General features: G+C 75.0%; 18 protein-coding genes, 1 tRNA gene and 1 pseudogene. 12 read left to right on the top strand and 8 right to left on the bottom strand.

Features of this window, described 5'->3' with window-relative positions; genetic code table 11:
* Positions 1–19: 19 nt before the first annotated feature.
* The 4 genes and pseudogenes from NFX44_RS17615 to NFX44_RS17600 all read right to left on the bottom strand — a co-directional run bounded on the left by NFX44_RS17615 (position 20) and on the right by NFX44_RS17600 (position 2,807).
* The gene (locus NFX44_RS17615) at positions 20–1,195 is read right to left on the bottom strand and encodes a sensor histidine kinase (protein WP_262284647.1); all 1,176 of its coding nucleotides are present in this window, start codon (positions 1,193–1,195) and stop codon (positions 20–22) included.
* Between the two features lie 180 nt (positions 1,196–1,375).
* A pseudogene (locus tag NFX44_RS17610) lies at positions 1,376–1,753 on the bottom strand (LysR family transcriptional regulator); the annotation flags it as partial.
* A gap of 12 nt (positions 1,754–1,765) precedes the next feature.
* Positions 1,766–1,897 (bottom strand): hypothetical protein, encoded by a 132-nt coding sequence (locus tag NFX44_RS17605; RefSeq protein WP_262284646.1) that lies wholly within the window; start codon positions 1,895–1,897, stop codon positions 1,766–1,768.
* Positions 1,898–2,006: 109 nt separating this feature from the next.
* Positions 2,007–2,807: a class I SAM-dependent methyltransferase gene (locus NFX44_RS17600; protein ID WP_262284645.1), complete on the bottom strand. Its 801-nt coding sequence runs from the start codon at positions 2,805–2,807 to the stop codon at positions 2,007–2,009.
* 133 nt (positions 2,808–2,940) lie between these two features.
* Between NFX44_RS17600 and NFX44_RS17595 the strand changes: the two genes are divergently transcribed.
* The gene (locus NFX44_RS17595; RefSeq protein ID WP_262284644.1) at positions 2,941–4,095 is read left to right on the top strand and encodes a hypothetical protein; all 1,155 of its coding nucleotides are present in this window, start codon (positions 2,941–2,943) and stop codon (positions 4,093–4,095) included.
* Positions 4,096–4,115: 20 nt separating this feature from the next.
* Here the strand turns inward: NFX44_RS17595 and NFX44_RS17590 are convergent, their stop codons facing one another.
* Positions 4,116–4,967: an alpha/beta fold hydrolase gene (locus NFX44_RS17590; RefSeq protein WP_262284643.1), complete on the bottom strand. Its 852-nt coding sequence runs from the start codon at positions 4,965–4,967 to the stop codon at positions 4,116–4,118.
* Between the two features lie 72 nt (positions 4,968–5,039).
* Here NFX44_RS17590 and NFX44_RS17585 point away from each other — a divergent pair, with 72 nt between their 5' ends.
* From NFX44_RS17585 to NFX44_RS17555, 7 genes are all read left to right on the top strand, one after another.
* Positions 5,040–5,684, top strand: coding sequence for a class I SAM-dependent methyltransferase (locus NFX44_RS17585; protein WP_262284642.1), 645 nt, complete (start codon positions 5,040–5,042; stop codon positions 5,682–5,684).
* 112 nt (positions 5,685–5,796) lie between these two features.
* The gene (locus NFX44_RS17580; RefSeq protein WP_262284641.1) at positions 5,797–6,405 is read left to right on the top strand and encodes a dihydrofolate reductase family protein; all 609 of its coding nucleotides are present in this window, start codon (positions 5,797–5,799) and stop codon (positions 6,403–6,405) included.
* 84 nt (positions 6,406–6,489) lie between these two features.
* Complete coding sequence (locus NFX44_RS17575) at positions 6,490–6,714, top strand: hypothetical protein (protein WP_262284640.1); 225 nt, start codon at positions 6,490–6,492, stop codon at positions 6,712–6,714.
* A gap of 33 nt (positions 6,715–6,747) precedes the next feature.
* Positions 6,748–7,302, top strand: a complete 555-nt coding sequence (locus NFX44_RS17570) for a GrpB family protein (protein ID WP_262284639.1) — start codon at positions 6,748–6,750, stop codon at positions 7,300–7,302.
* Between the two features lie 116 nt (positions 7,303–7,418).
* Positions 7,419–7,853, top strand: coding sequence for a hypothetical protein (locus NFX44_RS17565; RefSeq protein ID WP_262284638.1), 435 nt, complete (start codon positions 7,419–7,421; stop codon positions 7,851–7,853).
* A 101-nt stretch (positions 7,854–7,954) separates the two neighbouring features.
* The gene (locus tag NFX44_RS17560; RefSeq protein WP_262284637.1) at positions 7,955–8,410 is read left to right on the top strand and encodes a hypothetical protein; all 456 of its coding nucleotides are present in this window, start codon (positions 7,955–7,957) and stop codon (positions 8,408–8,410) included.
* A gap of 242 nt (positions 8,411–8,652) precedes the next feature.
* Positions 8,653–9,186, top strand: coding sequence for a hypothetical protein (locus tag NFX44_RS17555; protein WP_262284636.1), 534 nt, complete (start codon positions 8,653–8,655; stop codon positions 9,184–9,186).
* A gap of 98 nt (positions 9,187–9,284) precedes the next feature.
* On the opposite strand, the gene NFX44_RS17550 is transcribed toward NFX44_RS17555, so the two are convergent.
* Positions 9,285–9,357 (bottom strand) — tRNA-Arg (locus tag NFX44_RS17550).
* A gap of 167 nt (positions 9,358–9,524) precedes the next feature.
* Between NFX44_RS17550 and NFX44_RS17545 the strand changes: the two genes are divergently transcribed.
* The gene (locus NFX44_RS17545; protein WP_262284635.1) at positions 9,525–10,262 is read left to right on the top strand and encodes a hypothetical protein; all 738 of its coding nucleotides are present in this window, start codon (positions 9,525–9,527) and stop codon (positions 10,260–10,262) included.
* Positions 10,263–10,272: 10 nt separating this feature from the next.
* Here the strand turns inward: NFX44_RS17545 and NFX44_RS17540 are convergent, their stop codons facing one another.
* Both NFX44_RS17540 and NFX44_RS17535 read right to left on the bottom strand, forming a co-directional pair.
* Positions 10,273–11,283: an alpha/beta hydrolase gene (locus NFX44_RS17540; RefSeq protein WP_262284634.1), complete on the bottom strand. Its 1,011-nt coding sequence runs from the start codon at positions 11,281–11,283 to the stop codon at positions 10,273–10,275.
* 87 nt (positions 11,284–11,370) lie between these two features.
* Positions 11,371–11,781, bottom strand: coding sequence for an HPF/RaiA family ribosome-associated protein (locus NFX44_RS17535; RefSeq protein ID WP_262284633.1), 411 nt, complete (start codon positions 11,779–11,781; stop codon positions 11,371–11,373).
* Between the two features lie 277 nt (positions 11,782–12,058).
* Here NFX44_RS17535 and ssb point away from each other — a divergent pair, with 277 nt between their 5' ends.
* The 3 genes from ssb (at position 12,059) to NFX44_RS17520 (ending at position 15,520) form a co-directional block, all read left to right on the top strand.
* Positions 12,059–12,874, top strand: coding sequence for a single-stranded DNA-binding protein (ssb, locus tag NFX44_RS17530; RefSeq protein ID WP_262284632.1), 816 nt, complete (start codon positions 12,059–12,061; stop codon positions 12,872–12,874).
* A gap of 112 nt (positions 12,875–12,986) precedes the next feature.
* Entirely contained in the window at positions 12,987–13,982 is a 996-nt protein-coding gene (locus tag NFX44_RS17525) for a cobalamin biosynthesis protein (protein WP_262284887.1), read from the top strand.
* A complete protein-coding gene (locus tag NFX44_RS17520; RefSeq protein WP_262284631.1) occupies positions 13,979–15,520 on the top strand; it encodes a cobyric acid synthase in 1,542 nt (513 codons plus the stop codon). The genes NFX44_RS17525 and NFX44_RS17520 overlap by 4 nt, the downstream gene beginning before the upstream one ends.
* Positions 15,521–15,668: the final 148 nt, after the last annotated feature.

Raw genomic sequence — 15,668 nt, 5'->3', positions numbered from 1 at the left:
GGTCCCGACCGCTCCCAACTCAGTGGACACCGGACCACTCCAGCCGGATCCGGGTGCCGGCGCCAGGGGCGGAGGTCACGACCGCGCGGCCGCCAACTGAGGCCATCCGGCCGTGGATCGACTCGCGCAGCCCGTACCGGTGGGCCGGGACGGCGGCCGGGTCGAAGCCGGGGCCGTCGTCGGCCACCTCGACCACGACGGCCTCCGCGTCCCCGGTCAGGCGCAGCGTGGTGGCGGCGCCCGGCGCGTGCCGGACCACGTTGGCCAGCGCCGCGGCGGCGCTGTCGGCGAGCGCCGCGGCGATCGTCGCGGGCACCCGGCACGGCGCGAGCGTCGCGTCCACGGCCAGCTCGGGCAGCCGGGCCAGGACCGTCCGCAGGCGCTCGTCCAGGGCCACCGCTCCGGCCGGCGTGGCGCGCGCGTCGGCCAGGGCGGTGAGGGTACGCAGATCGGCGGCGCACCGCTCGCGCAGCGCGGCGGACGGGCCGGGTACCGCGCCGAGCCCGACCATGGTCAACGTGGCGAGGACGGTGTCGTGCAGGTCCCGGTTCTGCCGCCGTTCGGCCTCCCGGGCGGCCCGCCCCACCAGGGCCTCCCGCGACAGCCGCTGGTAGTCGGCGAAGGCGGCGTCGGCGCGCCCGATCCGGCGGCGCATCACGGCGGTCATCACGGCCGTGCAGCCGGTCTGGACCAGCAGCGTCCCGGCGTGCGCACGCGCCTCGACCGGGTTGCCGGCGAGCGAGGCGCCGGTCGCGTAGCCGGCGGTGACCAGCAGCCCGGCCGGGATCGACCAGCGGGCCGGGGCGGTGGCTTGCGCGTTGATCACCGTCGTGCTGGCCAGCACCGCCATCCAACTCCCCTCGCCGGGCAGCACCTCCGGCGCGACCAGCCAGGGAATCGCCAGCCCGGCCACGGTGGTCAGCGCCACGTCGCCGGCCACCAGTGCGCCGGTGAACCCGTAGCGGAGCGAGCGGACGGCGTACCAGACGGACCAGGCGATGAGCGCGGCGATCGTCGGGACCAGCAGGGACACCCGGACCGGCGGGGTGCGCACGGTCAGCGCGACCACCGCGGCGACCAGCCCGCAGGTGAGCCGGAGCAGCGCCGGCAGGGTCGTGAAGATCAGGGTGAACGCGCCGCCCGCCGGCCGGTCCAGCGGGGACGGCGGCAGGGTCGTGGCGGCTACGACCGGCATCGGGGGAGGTGTCCTTCCGGCAGCGACCCGGTCGGGTCCGCACGGTAGATCGACGCCGGAGAATAACACGCCGGTCGGGAGCTGGTCACCCTCGGTACGCGGCGCGTCGCTTTCCGACCCGGCGGGGTTCGGGGGCCGATCGGGGGCACGATCAGCCGCATCGCCGACCGGTCTCGCCCGTCAGCCCGGGCCCCCGGCCCGCTTCTGCCGGGCCGACGCCTCCAGCGCGGCATCGCCGAACGCCCGGATCTGGGCGCTGGTGGCGTCGACGCGCCAGATCAGCCCCCAGAGCAGCGGCGGTGCGTCCTCGATGGGGACGTAGGCCACGTCAGGACGGACGTAGTAGCGCCGGACCTGCTCCCCGACGGGAACGACGCCCTGCCCGGCGGCGATCCGGGTCAGCAACTCGTCGAACGTCCGGCCGGTGGGTCCCCGGACGATCGCCCGGCCCGCCGGCGTGTGGCTGGGCGTCCGGCCGTCGCGGTAGGCGTCGGGCACGTCGGCGAACGGGAGAACGACGGTGTCGGCCAGATCCTCGACGCGGACGGACGCGCGCCGGGCGAAGGGATGCTACGCCGGCACGGCGAGCAGCCGGGCCTCGCTGATGAGGACCGGCCCGGTCGTCAGCTCCCGGTCGTGCACCGGAAGCGCGGCGAAGGCCAGGTCCACCTCGCGGCCGTGCAACCACGGCAGCACGTCCACGATCTGCGCCTCCTGGATCTCGACGGCGCAGCCGGGGCGCCGGTCGTCGGTGCCATGGCGCTCGGTTTCGCCGCCTGAGCACCGGATCCGCCGTCCCGGCCGCGGCCGCTCACGCGCGGGCCACGGCGAGCAGGTGGGAGCTGGCACCGAGCACCGCCGGGTCCCGTTCGAACACCTCGGCGCAGGCCACCGCGTCGGCGAAGAGCCGCTCGGCCGGCCCGGTGCCGATCGCGTTCAGCACCGGCCAGAGCGGACCCTCCACCCCGTACAGCGCGGGCGCCGGCAGGCCGGCCGCGACGAACTCGTCCACCACCTGCTCCGGGCGGTGGAAGTAGGCCGTGGTGAACCCGGTCCGCGGGTCGTTCACCCCGGTGGCGTACGTCTCCCGCAGCAGCGGGCGGTTGTGCTCGTCCACCAGTCCCTTCGCGGTCAGGTCGATCAGCGCCGCGTTGCGGCTGATCACCGCCGCGAGCACCGGACCCCCGGGTCGGGTCAGCCGGGCCGCCTCGCGCAGCGCCGCCACCCGGTCGGCCCGGTCGGTCAGGTGGTAGAGCGGGCCGAGCAGCAGGGTCGCGTCGGCCGAGCCGTCGGGCAGCGGCAGCTTCCGGGCGTCGCCCACGGTCGCGGTGATCCCCGGGTGTGCCGCCCGGGCCGCCTCCACGTGCGCCGGAACCAGGTCGACCAGGTGCACCCGGTGCCCGGCCGCGGCGAGCCAGCCCGCGTACGCGCCGGGGCCGCCGCCGATGTCCAGCACCTCGGCCGGCGGGGCGGGCAGCAACCGGGCGAGCAGGTCCCTGGTCCGGCGCGCCTCCAGCCGTCCCTCCGGCGACCGGTCCAGCCGGTCCGCCTCGGCGAAGACCTCGGTGTAGTAGCGCCGGATGTCCGGCTCGGCGGGTCGATGCTGCGGCATCCGTCGATGGTGGATGAGCCGCCCCGGCCCGTCACCCGGTTTACGGTGCGGGCCGCTGGCGGGCGGGACGGTGGGTGGCGGATCTGCGCGTGACACCGGCGCCGGCGTGCGGGGCTGTCCTAACCTCGCTGCCATGTCGAGCAGCACAGGCGGTCGCCGCCGGTCGGAGGATCTGGTCGCGCGGGCACGCGAGGAGCTGACGGCCGGATCGGAGCACCCGGACGCCACCACCGGGGCGGGCCCGGATCCGGTCCGCGCCGCCGAGCCCGTCCCGCCGCCCGCCGGCACCGCCCGGTTCGGTCCTCGCACGCTGCTCGTGCCCGCCGGCATCGTCGCCCTCGTGGCGCTGCGCGTCGTGTTCGGCGACGCCCTGCGGGCCCGGATCGACGAGAGCGCCTGCGCCTGGACCGGCTGCACCGGCACCGGCATGGCCGCCGTCGGCTGGCTGCTGATGACCCTCCCGGTGCTGTGGGCGGTGGTTGCCGTCGTGCTGTGGGCACGGCTCAGCGCGCCCGCCCGGGTCGGCGCCGTGCTGCTCGGTCTGGCGTTCCTGCTGGTCGCCTGGGTGCACGTGCCCGGCCGGCGATCCGCCCTGGACCTGCTCCTCGACGGGCCGGCGGCCGGGGCCCTGGCCACCGGGATCCGCTGGGGCGGGGTCGGCGCCGGCCTGGCCGTGGTCGCCGTCCTCGTCCGGACCGTCCGGGCCGACGGCGGGCGGCGGCCGGCTCGCGGACCCGTCGGACCCGCCCTCGTCGCGGTGGCCCTGCTCGGCACCCTCGCGGTGGCGCTGGTCCGGGCCGAGGCGCCGCCGGTGACCGTGGCCGAGGCGATGCCGGAGCGCACGTTCGAGGCGGCGGGGGACACCCTGCGCCGGACCGGCGGAAAGGACCTGCGCGGGTGCGCCGGCGTGCTCGCCGGCGACGTGCTCGACGGCTGTGTGCGCACGGTCCGGGTCACCTACACCACCGACGACAGTGACGCCGTCGTCCACCTGGCGGCGGTGCTCTATCCCGGCGTGCGGGCCGCCCGGGACCGGCGCGGCCAGCTTCCCCGCGGCACCGCCCAGCTCGGGATCCCCGCCGGCGAGACCATCACGGTCAGCTCGACGACCGGAAGCTGGGTGGTGCTCAGCAGCGTCGGGCACGCCGACGGGCGGAGCATCGCCGACGCCGAGCGGGGCTACCTGCTCTGGGCGGCCAAGCAGGTGGCGTACCGGTTCATCGGGCGGCAGGTGGGACTGCTCGTCGACCCCTCGGCCGGCGACGGCATCGGCCCGCGTACGCCCTGACCGTCCCGCCGCCTCACCCGCTATCGGGCGGGCGCCCCGTCGGCGCGCCGGCGCAGCCACTCCAGCGCCGGCTCGGCGTGGCGCAGCACGGAGATGTGCCCGTCCTCCGGGTAGCGGCGCAGCTCGGCGGTGGGACAGCGGCCGGCCACCCACTCGGCGTGGGTCACCGGCGCGACCCCGTCCCGATCGCCGTGCACCAGCAGCACCGGCGGCGCCACGTCGGCGGGGTCGAAGCCCCACGGGTGCACGTACGCGAGGTCGTCGTCGATCAGCCCGCCCGGCCCGGCCCGCATGGCCGGCCCCACCACACTGTCGAACCAGGACCACTCGCCGTGCAGCGCGGCCAGGTCCGCCGGGGTGAACTCCGGGTCGTACGCGGCGCCCGACGCCTCGTGCGCCTCCTTGGCCGCCCGCCCCGCGGCCGCCGCCCGCAGCGACGCCACCCCGGCGGGCACCATGCCGGCGAACCAGTCCAGCCCGGCCGCGCCGTACGGAGCCAGGCCGGCGCCGACCACCACCGCGACCACCCGGTCCGGCCGGAGCGCCGCGCAGGCCAGGGCGTGCGGGCCCCCGCCGGAGTGGCCCATCACCGCGAACCGGTCCAGGCCCAGTGCGTCGGCCACCGCGGCGACGTCGGCGGCCGCGGAGGCGATGTCGCGCCCCGGCAGCGGCGTCGACCCGCCGTAGCCGGGGCGGTCGTGGGAGACCCAGCGGAGGCCGAGCCGGTCGGCCGCCGCGAACAGGGGCGCGGGCGGCGCGCCGATGTTCGGGGTGCCGTGGTGCCAGAACACGGGGAGCCGGTCCCGCCCGCCGGTGTCGTAGACGTGCAGGGTGCGGCCGTCGTCCAGGCGGAGATCCGTCTCGGTCACCATGAGCGGAGACTACGTCGGCTCCGCGCCCGCCGCCGACCGCCGGAACCGCACACCCGCCGATACGGTCGGGGTGTGACCGAGTCCGCCCACCTGACCGAGACCCGGGCCGCGTACGACACCGTCGCCGCCGACTACGCCGCACTGGTCAGCGCCAAACTGCCCGAGCTGCCGCTGGACCGGGCGCTGCTCGGCGCCTTCGCCGAACTGGCCCGCGCCGCCGGCGGGCCGGTGGCGGACCTCGGCTGCGGCCCGGGCCACGTCACCGCCCACCTGGCGACCCTCGACGTCGAGGCCTTCGGCGTCGACCTGTCGCCGCGGATGGCCGAACTGGCCCGGCGGGCGTACCCGGAACTGCGCTTCGAGGTCGGCTCGATGACCGCGCTGGACCTGCCCGACGGGCGACTCGGCGGGGTGCTCAGCTGGTGGTCCATCGTGCACACGCCGCGCGAGCTGCTGCCCCGGGTGATCGCCGAGTTCCACCGGGTGCTCGCCCCCGGCGGCCACGCGCTGCTCGGCTTCCACGGTGGCGACGACGAGCACGTCCGGCGCGACCGGGCCTACGGCCACCCGGTGTCACTCGATGTGCACTTCGCCCGGCCGGAGGGGATCGCCGCGCTGCTCGCGGCGGCGGGTCTACCGGTGACCGCGACCATGTGGCAGGCGCCGGGCGAGGGGCAGCGACGCCCGGCGGCGTACCTGTTCGCCCGCAAGCCCTGACTGTGTCCCAGGTCACAAACTCGGTCCGGCCGGGCTGTCGAATCGGTTGTTCGCCGGCCGTCGGGAGGGTGGAAGCCGGCGCGGGGCCGGTTGCGAAGAAGGAGGCAGCGCCATGCGACTCACGATCACCACGTTCCTGACTCTGGACGGCGTCATGCAGGCCCCCGGCGGGCAGGAGGAGGACCGCACCGGCGGGTTCGACCTGGGCGGTTGGCTGCCGCCGCACTTCGACGAGACGGTCGGCGGGTGGATGGGCGAGACCTTCGAGCGCGCCGAGGCGCTGCTGCTCGGCCGCCGCACCTACGACATCATGGCCGCCTACTGGCCGCACGTCACCGACCCGGCCCAGGGCGGACCGGACAACCCGCTCAACCGGCTGCCGAAGTACGTCGCCACCACCCGGGACGACGAGCTGACCTGGTCGGGTTCCCACCGCCTCGGCGACGACCTGACCGCCGCGGTGACCGAGCTGAAGAACCGCCCCGGCGGCGAGCTCCAGGTGCACGGCAGCGGCGCGCTCGCCCGGTCGCTGATGCGGGAAGGGCTCATCGACACGTACCAGCTGCTGGTCTTCCCGGTGGTGCTGGGGCGCGGGCAGCGTCTCTTCGCCGACGGCGTGCCCCCGGCGGGCCTGCGACTGACCGGCACCCGCACCTCCGGCACCGGGGTCACCCTGCTGACCTACGACAGCACCGGCGCGCCGACCTTCGGCAACGTCTGAACGCGCGGGTGCCCCGGGGTCGTCGCTGCCGGCCCCGCGCCGGTCACCGTGCGCGGGGCTCACGGCGAGAGGCCGGGCGTCGTGGTGCGCAGCACCGGAGAACGACCGGAACTGCCTCCGGGCAGCACCGGCCAGATCCTGGTCGAGATGAGCTTCGACTGTTCGGTCGCGTTCCGGCAGGAGCCGTTGTCGCTGCGGTTCTCGGTCGAGACCGGGGACAGGCGAGTCCGGGAGGTGGGCTACCCGGTCGCGATCGCGGGGAGCGACTGGGAACGCGACGCGCAGAGCATGTGCGCGCCTCACGGGTAGTTGCGGCGTCGGACGCGCCGCTACGGTGACGACGTGGAGGACGACGCACGGGTGGTCGAGGTGGTGCCCTACGACCCGGCCTGGCCGGAGCTGTTCGAGACGGAACGTCGGCTGTTGTCGAAGGCGCTGCCCGAGGCGCTGAGCGTCGAGCACATCGGATCGACAAGTGTTCCCGGCCTGGCAGCCAAGGCCGTCATCGACATCATGGTGGTGGTGCCGGAGGCGGACGCGGTCATCGCCGACCTCCGGCCGCTCGAACAGCTCGGGTACGTCTACCGCCCGGGGGTCTTCCCCGAGGACGGCGATCACCTGTTCTTCCCGAAGGACACCGCCGGGAAGCGGAGCCACCACCTGCATGTCTTCGGCGTCCGGTCGCCGGTGCCGGGAGAGAACCGGGTCTTCCGCGCCTACCTCGAGGCCAACCCCGCCGCCGCCCGCCGGTACGAGGCGGCGAAGAAGCGCGCGGCCGACCTGCATCCGCACAGCCGGGGCCGGTACGGCGCCGCGAAAGAGGAGACGATGGCGCAGTTGTCGGCTGAGGCCCGCACGTGGAGCGAATCAGCGCGGCGGCAGTCGCCGGAAGACTGACGTCACCCGGTGGCCGCGTCGTCGGAGGGCATCCTGCGCGGAGAGAAGCTCCGGCCGCCGGTGCAGAGGTTCGCTGTGTGGCCCGGTCCTTCCGGGCGCTGATAGCCTCCCGGGTCGTGACGGCCGAAGCAGCGGGAGTCTTTCGCCGGACGGCGATCGAGCGATCCGATCAGCGGATCTCCTGGGAACGGACGGACCAGGCCTTCTTCGCCGCCGGAGCGTGTCACATCCTGGCCTGGGTCTGCCGGGAGTCCCATCCCGACCGGCCCATCGAGATAGCCGGGGTGCGCATGGCGGGAGACTGGCAGGTCTTCCACGTCTACGCGCTCTGGGAGGGCTGGGCGTTCGACCACTCGGGCTGGAATCCCGAGCCGCAACTGATGGCGGCGAACACGAACTTCGAAGGCCGCCCGCTGGAGCGCATCACGATCGCGGAAGGCCTCGCACAGTTCTGCGCGACCCACCACTCCCGCATGCCGGACCAGTACTGGCGGGACCCGGTCCCACGCGCCCGGGAATACGTGAGCCGATACACCCCACCGTGGACGTGACACCTTCGATGTCGCTTGTCTGCCATCCTCGATAACCTGCCCGGCGGGTTGATCCGAACCTGTCCTCGGTGAGCGGCAGGGCCCGTACGAAGGAGGGTGCCTTGTCCGCTGTCGCTTCGCTGACCCTGATCCCCAGAGACAGCGTCTCCGAGCTGGCCCGGCTGGCCCGCACGTCGGCATCGTCGCTCCACGCGTACCTGGCCGAGCACGGCCGCAGGTCGCCGGAGGAGTACGACTGGTCCGGGCAGTGCATGCTGCAGGTCCTGAGCTACCTGGAAGAGCGCGACGTGGATCTGGAGCGGTCGGAGTTCGATGCCGAGGCGGCGGCCCTCAACAAGGTGGACGACCTGACGCTGCTCATCACCCCGGCCCACAAGCGCTTCCTGGATCAGCTCGACCCCGCCGGCCACCGCGAGGAGGAGTTGGCCGCCCACTTCGAAGAACTCGGACTGGACCCCGAGGAGAGCGGCGAGGCCGGGATGGACGGGTTGCGGCTGTTGCGGGACAGCATCTCGAACCTCCGCGATGACCAGGTACTGCTGCTGCACATCGGCTGAGACCGGATGCGGGTCGGCCCCATCCGACTCGGTGCGTCGCGGGGCCACAGTGTCCGCCAGGTTCCGGCTGGTGCGTACGCCAGTCGAGGGCGTCGAGCAGGGCCGTCGCCAAGGCCGAGCGGATCGTCGCACCAATCCGCCTGGCGGCGTCTGCGGCCGGGGGCGGTCCTGGCTGTACGGATGGCGGTACGGGGATCATCTGATCCCTAGACTTGGCCAGACCGTCGGCGAGAAGGGAACTCGTGCGGGTGCTGGCCCGAGGGAAGCGTCGAGTATTGCTGCTGGCGGGACTGCTACTCAGCCTCAGCCAGCTCGGCGGCGCCTGCCTGCACCCGCCGCGCCCCGACTACCAGGTGGGCTTCGTGCGGATCGGCGACCGGCTGGCTGTCTACACTCCGATCTGCCCCGACGACACGATCGAGGCGGTGCGGGTCCACGCGGTGCCCGAGGCGGGCAAGAGCGGCGACTCCGTGCTCCTCTGGGACGCCGATGGCCCAACCGACGAGAGCACCCGCGCCGGGCTCATCCTCCTTGGCGAGGGCTTCGGCACCGTCCGGCGGGCGCCGCCGGCCCAGTTCGGCCGAACGCTGTCGGTGGCGGTCGACACGAACGACGGGAACTCCTACAACGATGCGGTCGCCCTGCCGGAGCAGGTGGCGCGGTATCCGGCCGGCAGATCGGTGACCGGCATGTCGTTCGAGACCGACGACGGAAGAGTCAGCTACGACACGCTCCGGGCCCACTTCGAGACCGAGTTCAAGAAGTGTGCTGAGTGATCGGCGGGTATTCCGCGCTGCCCCCACGTGGCACGAGATCCGGGCGGCTGCCGGTCTTCGACCGGGAGCGGGAAGCCGCTGAGCTGCGGTGGGGAAGGTGCGCCCGGCAGGATTCGAACCTGCGGCCTTGGGATTAGAAGTCCCCTGCTCTATCCGCTGAGCTACGGGCGCGCGTCGACGGTGTCGCGCCAAGAGGGTACCGCCGACCCCCGGCTCGCCGGGGGAACGGGTGGTCGCGGCCACGTCGCCGCTCACCGTCCCACGTTCGGCCGCGGCGGGCACCTCGGATATCCGGGTCACGGGCCACCGGCGGCGGGCGGGTCCGTACCCTCGGCGTCGTGCTGCTCGACCAGGAAACCGAGAACGAGATCGCGTACGAGCTGTGCCAGCTCCTCGGCCGCGCCATCCTGCCCGTGAGCGGGTCGGACGGGCCCGGCGCGCCGGGTACGACCTTCGGCACCGCCTTCTTCTACGCCGAGCTGGTCGGCGCGACCGACGACGGTGAGGTGGTGCAGGAGTGGCTGCTCACGGCCGCCGCGACCACCCGGACGCCGTACGGGGAGATCGGGCTGCGGCCGAGCGTCACCGAGCCGGCGGGGGCGGCCGCGGAGCCGATCGAGCTGCCCGAGTTCGCCGACCGGTGGCTGCACCTGCCGCAGATCGGCCTGGCCGCCATGCCCACGGGCGGGCTGCACGGACACGCCGAGGACGGGGGCTGGCGCTGGCGTACCCAGCAGGTGACCGACGCGCTCGCCGCGCCGGCCGACGCGGTCGCCCGGCTCGGCGCGGAGCCCGCGTCGGCGTTCGTGCTGGCGCTCGGCGTCGGCGACGACGGGTCGCGGCCGTTGGAGGCGGTGATCGAGCGGGTGGCCCGGCCCGGCGACGGGGTGCGGGTCACCACCGAGCTGCCGTCCGGTTACGTGGGCGCGCCCGTGTTCGGCGTCGAGGAGCTCGACGGGGAGCTCTCGCTGCGCTGCCTGGGCCTGCTGTTGCCGGCGGACGGCGGTGGCCACCCGGTCGCGACGTTCGACCGGATCCGGTCGGCGTTGGCGGCGGCGACCGCCGGTTACCGCTGACCGTCCCGGCTCACCCCTCGGCGGTCGCGCCGGCCGTCTCGTCGGCCGGCCGCCGCGGAGCCGGCGCGGTCGGCCCCGCGCCGAGGAAGCCCTCCGCCCAGCGCCCGACCTCTGTGAAGACCTTTTCGCGTACGGCGGGGCCGGACAGGGTCAGGTCGTGCAGCCCGCCGTCGAAGCGGGCCAGGGTGACGTGCCGGCCGAGCCGGGGCGCCCAGCGCACCATGTGCTCCACGTCGAGCACCGCGTCGGCGAGGGTTGCCGACTCGTGCCACTTCGTGCCCCGGTAGCTGCGGGTGGAGCAGGCCAGCAGCACCGGCACCGGGATGTCCAGGCCGGCCCGGAGCTGACGCTGACCGGCGCGGATCGCGTTGATCCAGCCGGCCCGCACCGGGAAACCGGCGAGCGGCTTCCACGCCAGGTCGTAGCGCCACTCGCCGCGGTGGTCGGCGTGCAGGCTCTCGCCGTACACCGTGCCCAGCCCGAACGGGAGGATGCGCTGCGGCGCCCGGCGGCCCAGCCGGGAGACGGCGGCCGCGAGGGGTCGACGGACCAGCCAGGGCGCGTTGATGTCGAAGAAGGGGCTGTTCAGCACGATCCCGTCGACCAGGCCGGCCTCGCGGCGGGCGTGCGCCCAGAGCGAGATGATCAGGCCGCCGGTGGAGTGGCCCATGGCGAGCAGGGTGTCGTGCCCGTCGTCCTCGCGAATGATCTTCGCGGCGGCGTCAAGCTCCGGGAAGTAGTCGCTCAGGTCGCGGCAGAAGTTCGGGGTCTGGTGCGGCTGCAGGCTGCGGCCGTACTTGCGCAGGTCGAGCGCGTAGAAGTCCCAGCCGCGCTCGGCGAAGAAGTCGGCGACGTGCGTCTGGAAGAAGTAGTCGACGAAGCCGTGCACGTAGAGGACGGCGCGGCCGGTGGGGCGCTCCGCCCGCCGGCGGACCAGGGTCGCGACGACCGGTCCCTCGTCGTCGGTGCCCAGGTCGATCGTCTGCCGCTCGTACGGCGGTCCCAGCACGTCGGGTTCCACGACCGCGACGGTACGCCGCCAAGCTACCCGGCGGTAGCCCCCGCCCCCGCCCGCCGGCACCGGATGCGGGCGGGGGTGGGGTATGCCTCAGGCGGTCTCCGCGTCGGCCCGCTCGGCGGCCTGCGCGGGGACTCCCTCGGGCTGGTCCGTCTCACGCAGGTGCTTGTTGTGGCGCGGCTCCTGCCGGGTCTTCGCGTCGTTGAGCCGGCGGCGCAGGTCGTCCCGGACGTCGTTGAGCGCGGCGTGCAGATCCTCCTCGGCGGAGGTGGTGACGATCTTCTGCCGGCCCGCCACCCAGCACTCCAGGGTGACCTTCTGACCTCGGGCGTTCCGGTCCTTGACCGACACCTCCAGCTCGGTCGCATCGGCGTGGAACCCGGCGAGCCGGGCGTCGAGGGTCGCGAACTGCTCCGCGATCCAGGTGCGGTCGCCCTGGGAGAACCCGGCGCCCACCCGCAGGCACTCGGCCACGGTCGCGGGGTTCGCCACGGCGCTCATCGCCGGGCCTCGCACACGTCTCGGAGAAGCATCGGCGCTCCCTTTCTCTCGGTTGATCAAGTTCTTACCCAATCCGGGCAGGTCCGGAACCCGGCCTGCTGATCATGTTCTTCCGCAGGTCAGGGCCACCGGGCCACCCGTCCTAGCAGACGGGGACCTTGATCAGGTGGTTGTCCACAGCCGGCCCGGTCGTCCACAGCCCGGCCGGGGGCGGCTGGCCCCGGGGCGCTCGCCGGCCGAGGCTCGCCCCACAAGCCGAGTTCCCCTGGGAGGGGCGATGTTCGATACGTACGTCACGATCGTCGGCAACGTGCTGACCGCGCCGGAGTGGCGCCGGACCACCCAGAGCAACACCCTGGTGGCCAACTTCAAGGTCGCCTCGACCGCCCGCCGCCTCGACCGGGAGAGCGGCCGCTGGGTCGACGGCAACAGCCTCCGCGTGCGGGTGAACTGTTGGCGGAGGCTGGCCGAGGGGGTGGCCGCCTCGGTGGCGGTCGGCGACCCCGTGGTGGTGGCGGGCCGCCTCTACACCCGCGACTGGACCGACGACGCCGGCAACCACCGCAGCCTCTACGAGCTGGAGGCGGTCGCCGTGGGGCACGACCTGTCCCGGGGCCGCGCCCGGTTCCTGCGCAACCGGCCGAGCATGACGACCAGCACCGTCGAGGACGCCGAGGTGGAGAGCCGGGTGCACGGCGAGGCCACCGAGCCGGTGCCGGTTGCGCAGGCCCCGGCGTCGCTCGACGACCGGCCGTTCGACGACGAGTTCCCGCCGCCCGAGTTCAGCGTTTCCCGCGTCGGGCTCTCCGCCCGGGCGGACGCGGCGGCGGGCGACCTCGACGAGCTGGCCGACCCGTTCGACGAGCGGCCCGCCGGCCCGGACGAGCTGGGCGCCGATCCGGACGAGCTGGGCGCCGACCCGGACGAGCTGGCCGCCGAGCCGGACGACGACGAGCTGGGCGCGGAGCCGGCCCCCGGAAAGCGGGGCGCCGAGCCGGCCGCCGGCGAGCCCGATTCGGCCGCCGCGAGGGCGGGAGTTCCCGGCACCGGCCGCGGCCGGCGGGGCCGGGGGCGGACCCCGGTGCCCGCCTGAGCAGCCCCGGATCGTGCGACGGGGGAGCGGGGTGGCGACGCCGGCGTGGCCACCCCGCCGTGCGACTAGGCTGGCCGGCCGGAGGTGGTGACGGGTGCGGCAGACGACCGCCATGGCGAACGCGGCGGGACTGGTGGCGGGCTACGCCCTGGACTCGCTGCTCGGCGATCCCCGACGGTGGCACCCGGTGGCCGGCTTCGGCCGGGCGGCCGGCGCCCTCGAGCGACGGATGTACCGACCCGAGCGATCGGCCGGCGCGGCGTTCACCGCGCTCGCGGTCGGCGCGCCGGTGCTGCTCGGGGCGGCCGCCGGCCTCGCCACCCGGCGTCACCCGGTGGCCCGGGCCGCGCTGGTGGCCGCCGGCACCTGGACCGTGCTGGGCGGGCGCACCCTGCGGCACGAGTCGCGGCTCATGGCCCGGGCGCTGCAGGCGGGTGACCTGCCCGCCGCCCGCGGCCGGCTCAACCACCTCTGCGGGCGGGACCCGTCGGCGCTGGACGAGCCGGAACTGGCCCGCGCCACCGTCGAGTCGGTCGCCGAGAACACCTCCGACGCCGTGGTCGCACCGCTGGTCTGGGGCGCCGTCGCCGGGCTGCCCGGCCTGCTCGGCTACCGGGCGGCGAACACCCTCGACGCCATGGTGGGCCACCGCTCAGCCCGCTACGCCCGCTTCGGCACCCCGGCCGCCCGCCTCGACGATCTGCTCAACCTGGCCCCCGCCCGGCTGACCGGGCTGCTCACCGTCGCGGTGGCGCCGACCGCGCACGGGGACCGCGCCACCGCCTGGCGGGTCTGGCGACGGGACCGCAACGACCACCCGAGCCCCAACGCGGGCCAGTGCGAGGCGGCCATGGCCGGTGCGCTCGGCGTCCGGCTGGGCGGGCGCAACGTCTACTTCGGACGCGAGGAGACCCGGCCCTTCCTCGGTGACGGGCCCCGCCCCGAGGCGCGGCACCTGAAACGGGCCGCCCGGATCTCCGGCGCGGTCGGCTTGGCCGCGCTCGGCCTCGCGGCGGCGTACCCGGTGACGGTCGGTCGCCTCGTCGGCGCGACCGGCCGCGCCGCGCTGCGCGCTCTCGCCGCGACGCGACCGGGGAGCGGGCGGTGAGCGGCGGGCTGCTGGTCGCCGGGACCACCTCCGACGCCGGCAAGAGCGTGCTCACCGCCGGCATCTGCCGCTGGCTGCGCCGCCGGGGTGTGTCGGTCGCCCCGTTCAAGGCGCAGAACATGTCCAACAACTCGGCCGTGGTGGTCGGGCCGGACGGGCGCGGTGGGGAGATCGGTCGCGCCCAGGCCATGCAGGCCGCCGCCTGCGGGCTCGCGCCGGACCTGCGCTTCAATCCGGTGCTGCTGAAGCCGGGCAGCGACCACGCCAGCCAGGTGGTGCTGCTCGGCGAGGCGGTCGACACGGTCACCGCCGGCAACTACCGGGAGCTGCGTCCCCGGCTCGCCGAGACGGCCTACGCGGCCCTGGCCGAGCTGCGGGCCGAATACGACGTGGTGATCTGCGAGGGCGCGGGCAGCCCGGCCGAGATCAACCTGCGGGCCGGTGACTACGTGAACATGGGGCTGGCCCGGCACGCCGGCCTGCCGGCCGTCGTGGTCGGCGACATCGACCGGGGCGGGGTGTTCGCCTCGATGTTCGGCACGGTCGCGCTGCTCGACCCGGCCGACCAGGCCCTCGTGGCCGGCTTCGTGATCAACAAGTTCCGGGGCGACCTCGGGCTGCTCCGGCCGGGGCTGGACATGCTGCACCGGGTCACCGGCCGCCCCACCCTCGGCGTGCTGCCCTGGGCGCTCGACCTCTGGCTCGACGCGGAGGACTCGCTCGCGTACGGGCGGGTGCTCGGCCGGCCGGCGGCACCCCGGGGCACCGAATGGCTCGACGTGGCGGTGGTCCGGCTGCCCCGGATCAGCAACGCCACCGACGTGGAGGCGCTGGCCACCGAGCCGGGCGTCCGGGTGCGGCTCACCATCGAGCCGGCCGAGCTGGCCGCCGCCGACCTGGTGGTCCTGCCCGGCTCCAAGTCGACCGTGGCCGACCTGGCCTGGCTGCGGGAAACCGGCCTGGCCGACGCCGTCCTGGCGCACGCTGCCGCGGGGCGGCCGCTGCTCGGCATCTGCGGCGGCTTCCAGATGCTGTCCCGGGCCATCCACGACCCGGTGGAGAGCCGCCAGGGCAGCGTGCCCGGCCTGGGGCTGCTCCCCGTCGAGATCACCTTCGACCCGCGCAAGACGGTCCGGCGTGCCGCCGGCACCGCCGCCGGGGACGTGCCGGTCCACGGCTACGAGATCCACCACGGCCAGGTCTCGGCCGCCGACCCGGGCCTGCCGCCGCTGCTCCGCTACGCCGACGGCGCCGGGGAGGGGGCCCGGCTGGGTCCGGTCCACGGCACCCACTGGCACGGCGCCTTCGAGTCCGACACCTTCCGGCGCCGCTTCCTCACCGAGGTCGCCGCGCTGGCCGGGCGGACCGGGTTCAAGGTCGCACCGGACACCTCGTTCGCCGCCGCCCGGGAGCGGACCCTGGACCTGCTCGGCGACCTCGTCGAGGAGCACCTCGACACCGACGCGCTGTGGCGGCTGATCGAGTCCGGCCCGCCCGCGGACCTGCCGTTCATCCCACCCGGCGCGCCGACGGCCTGAGCGCGCCGACGGCCTGAGCGCGCCGCCGGCCTGAGCGCGCCGACGGCCTGAGCCGGCCGACCGCCTGAGCGGGCCGGGCGCGCCGACGGTTCTGAGCGGGGCGGGCGGTCGACGGCCTTGGTAATGCGGCCCGCCGACGGTCGGGGCC

This window comes from Micromonospora sp. MA102 (genome assembly GCF_025460765.1).
GTDB classification, from domain to species: Bacteria; Actinomycetota; Actinomycetes; order Mycobacteriales; family Micromonosporaceae; genus Micromonospora; species Micromonospora halotolerans.
This window is presented reverse-complemented; position numbering and strand designations above follow the sequence as displayed.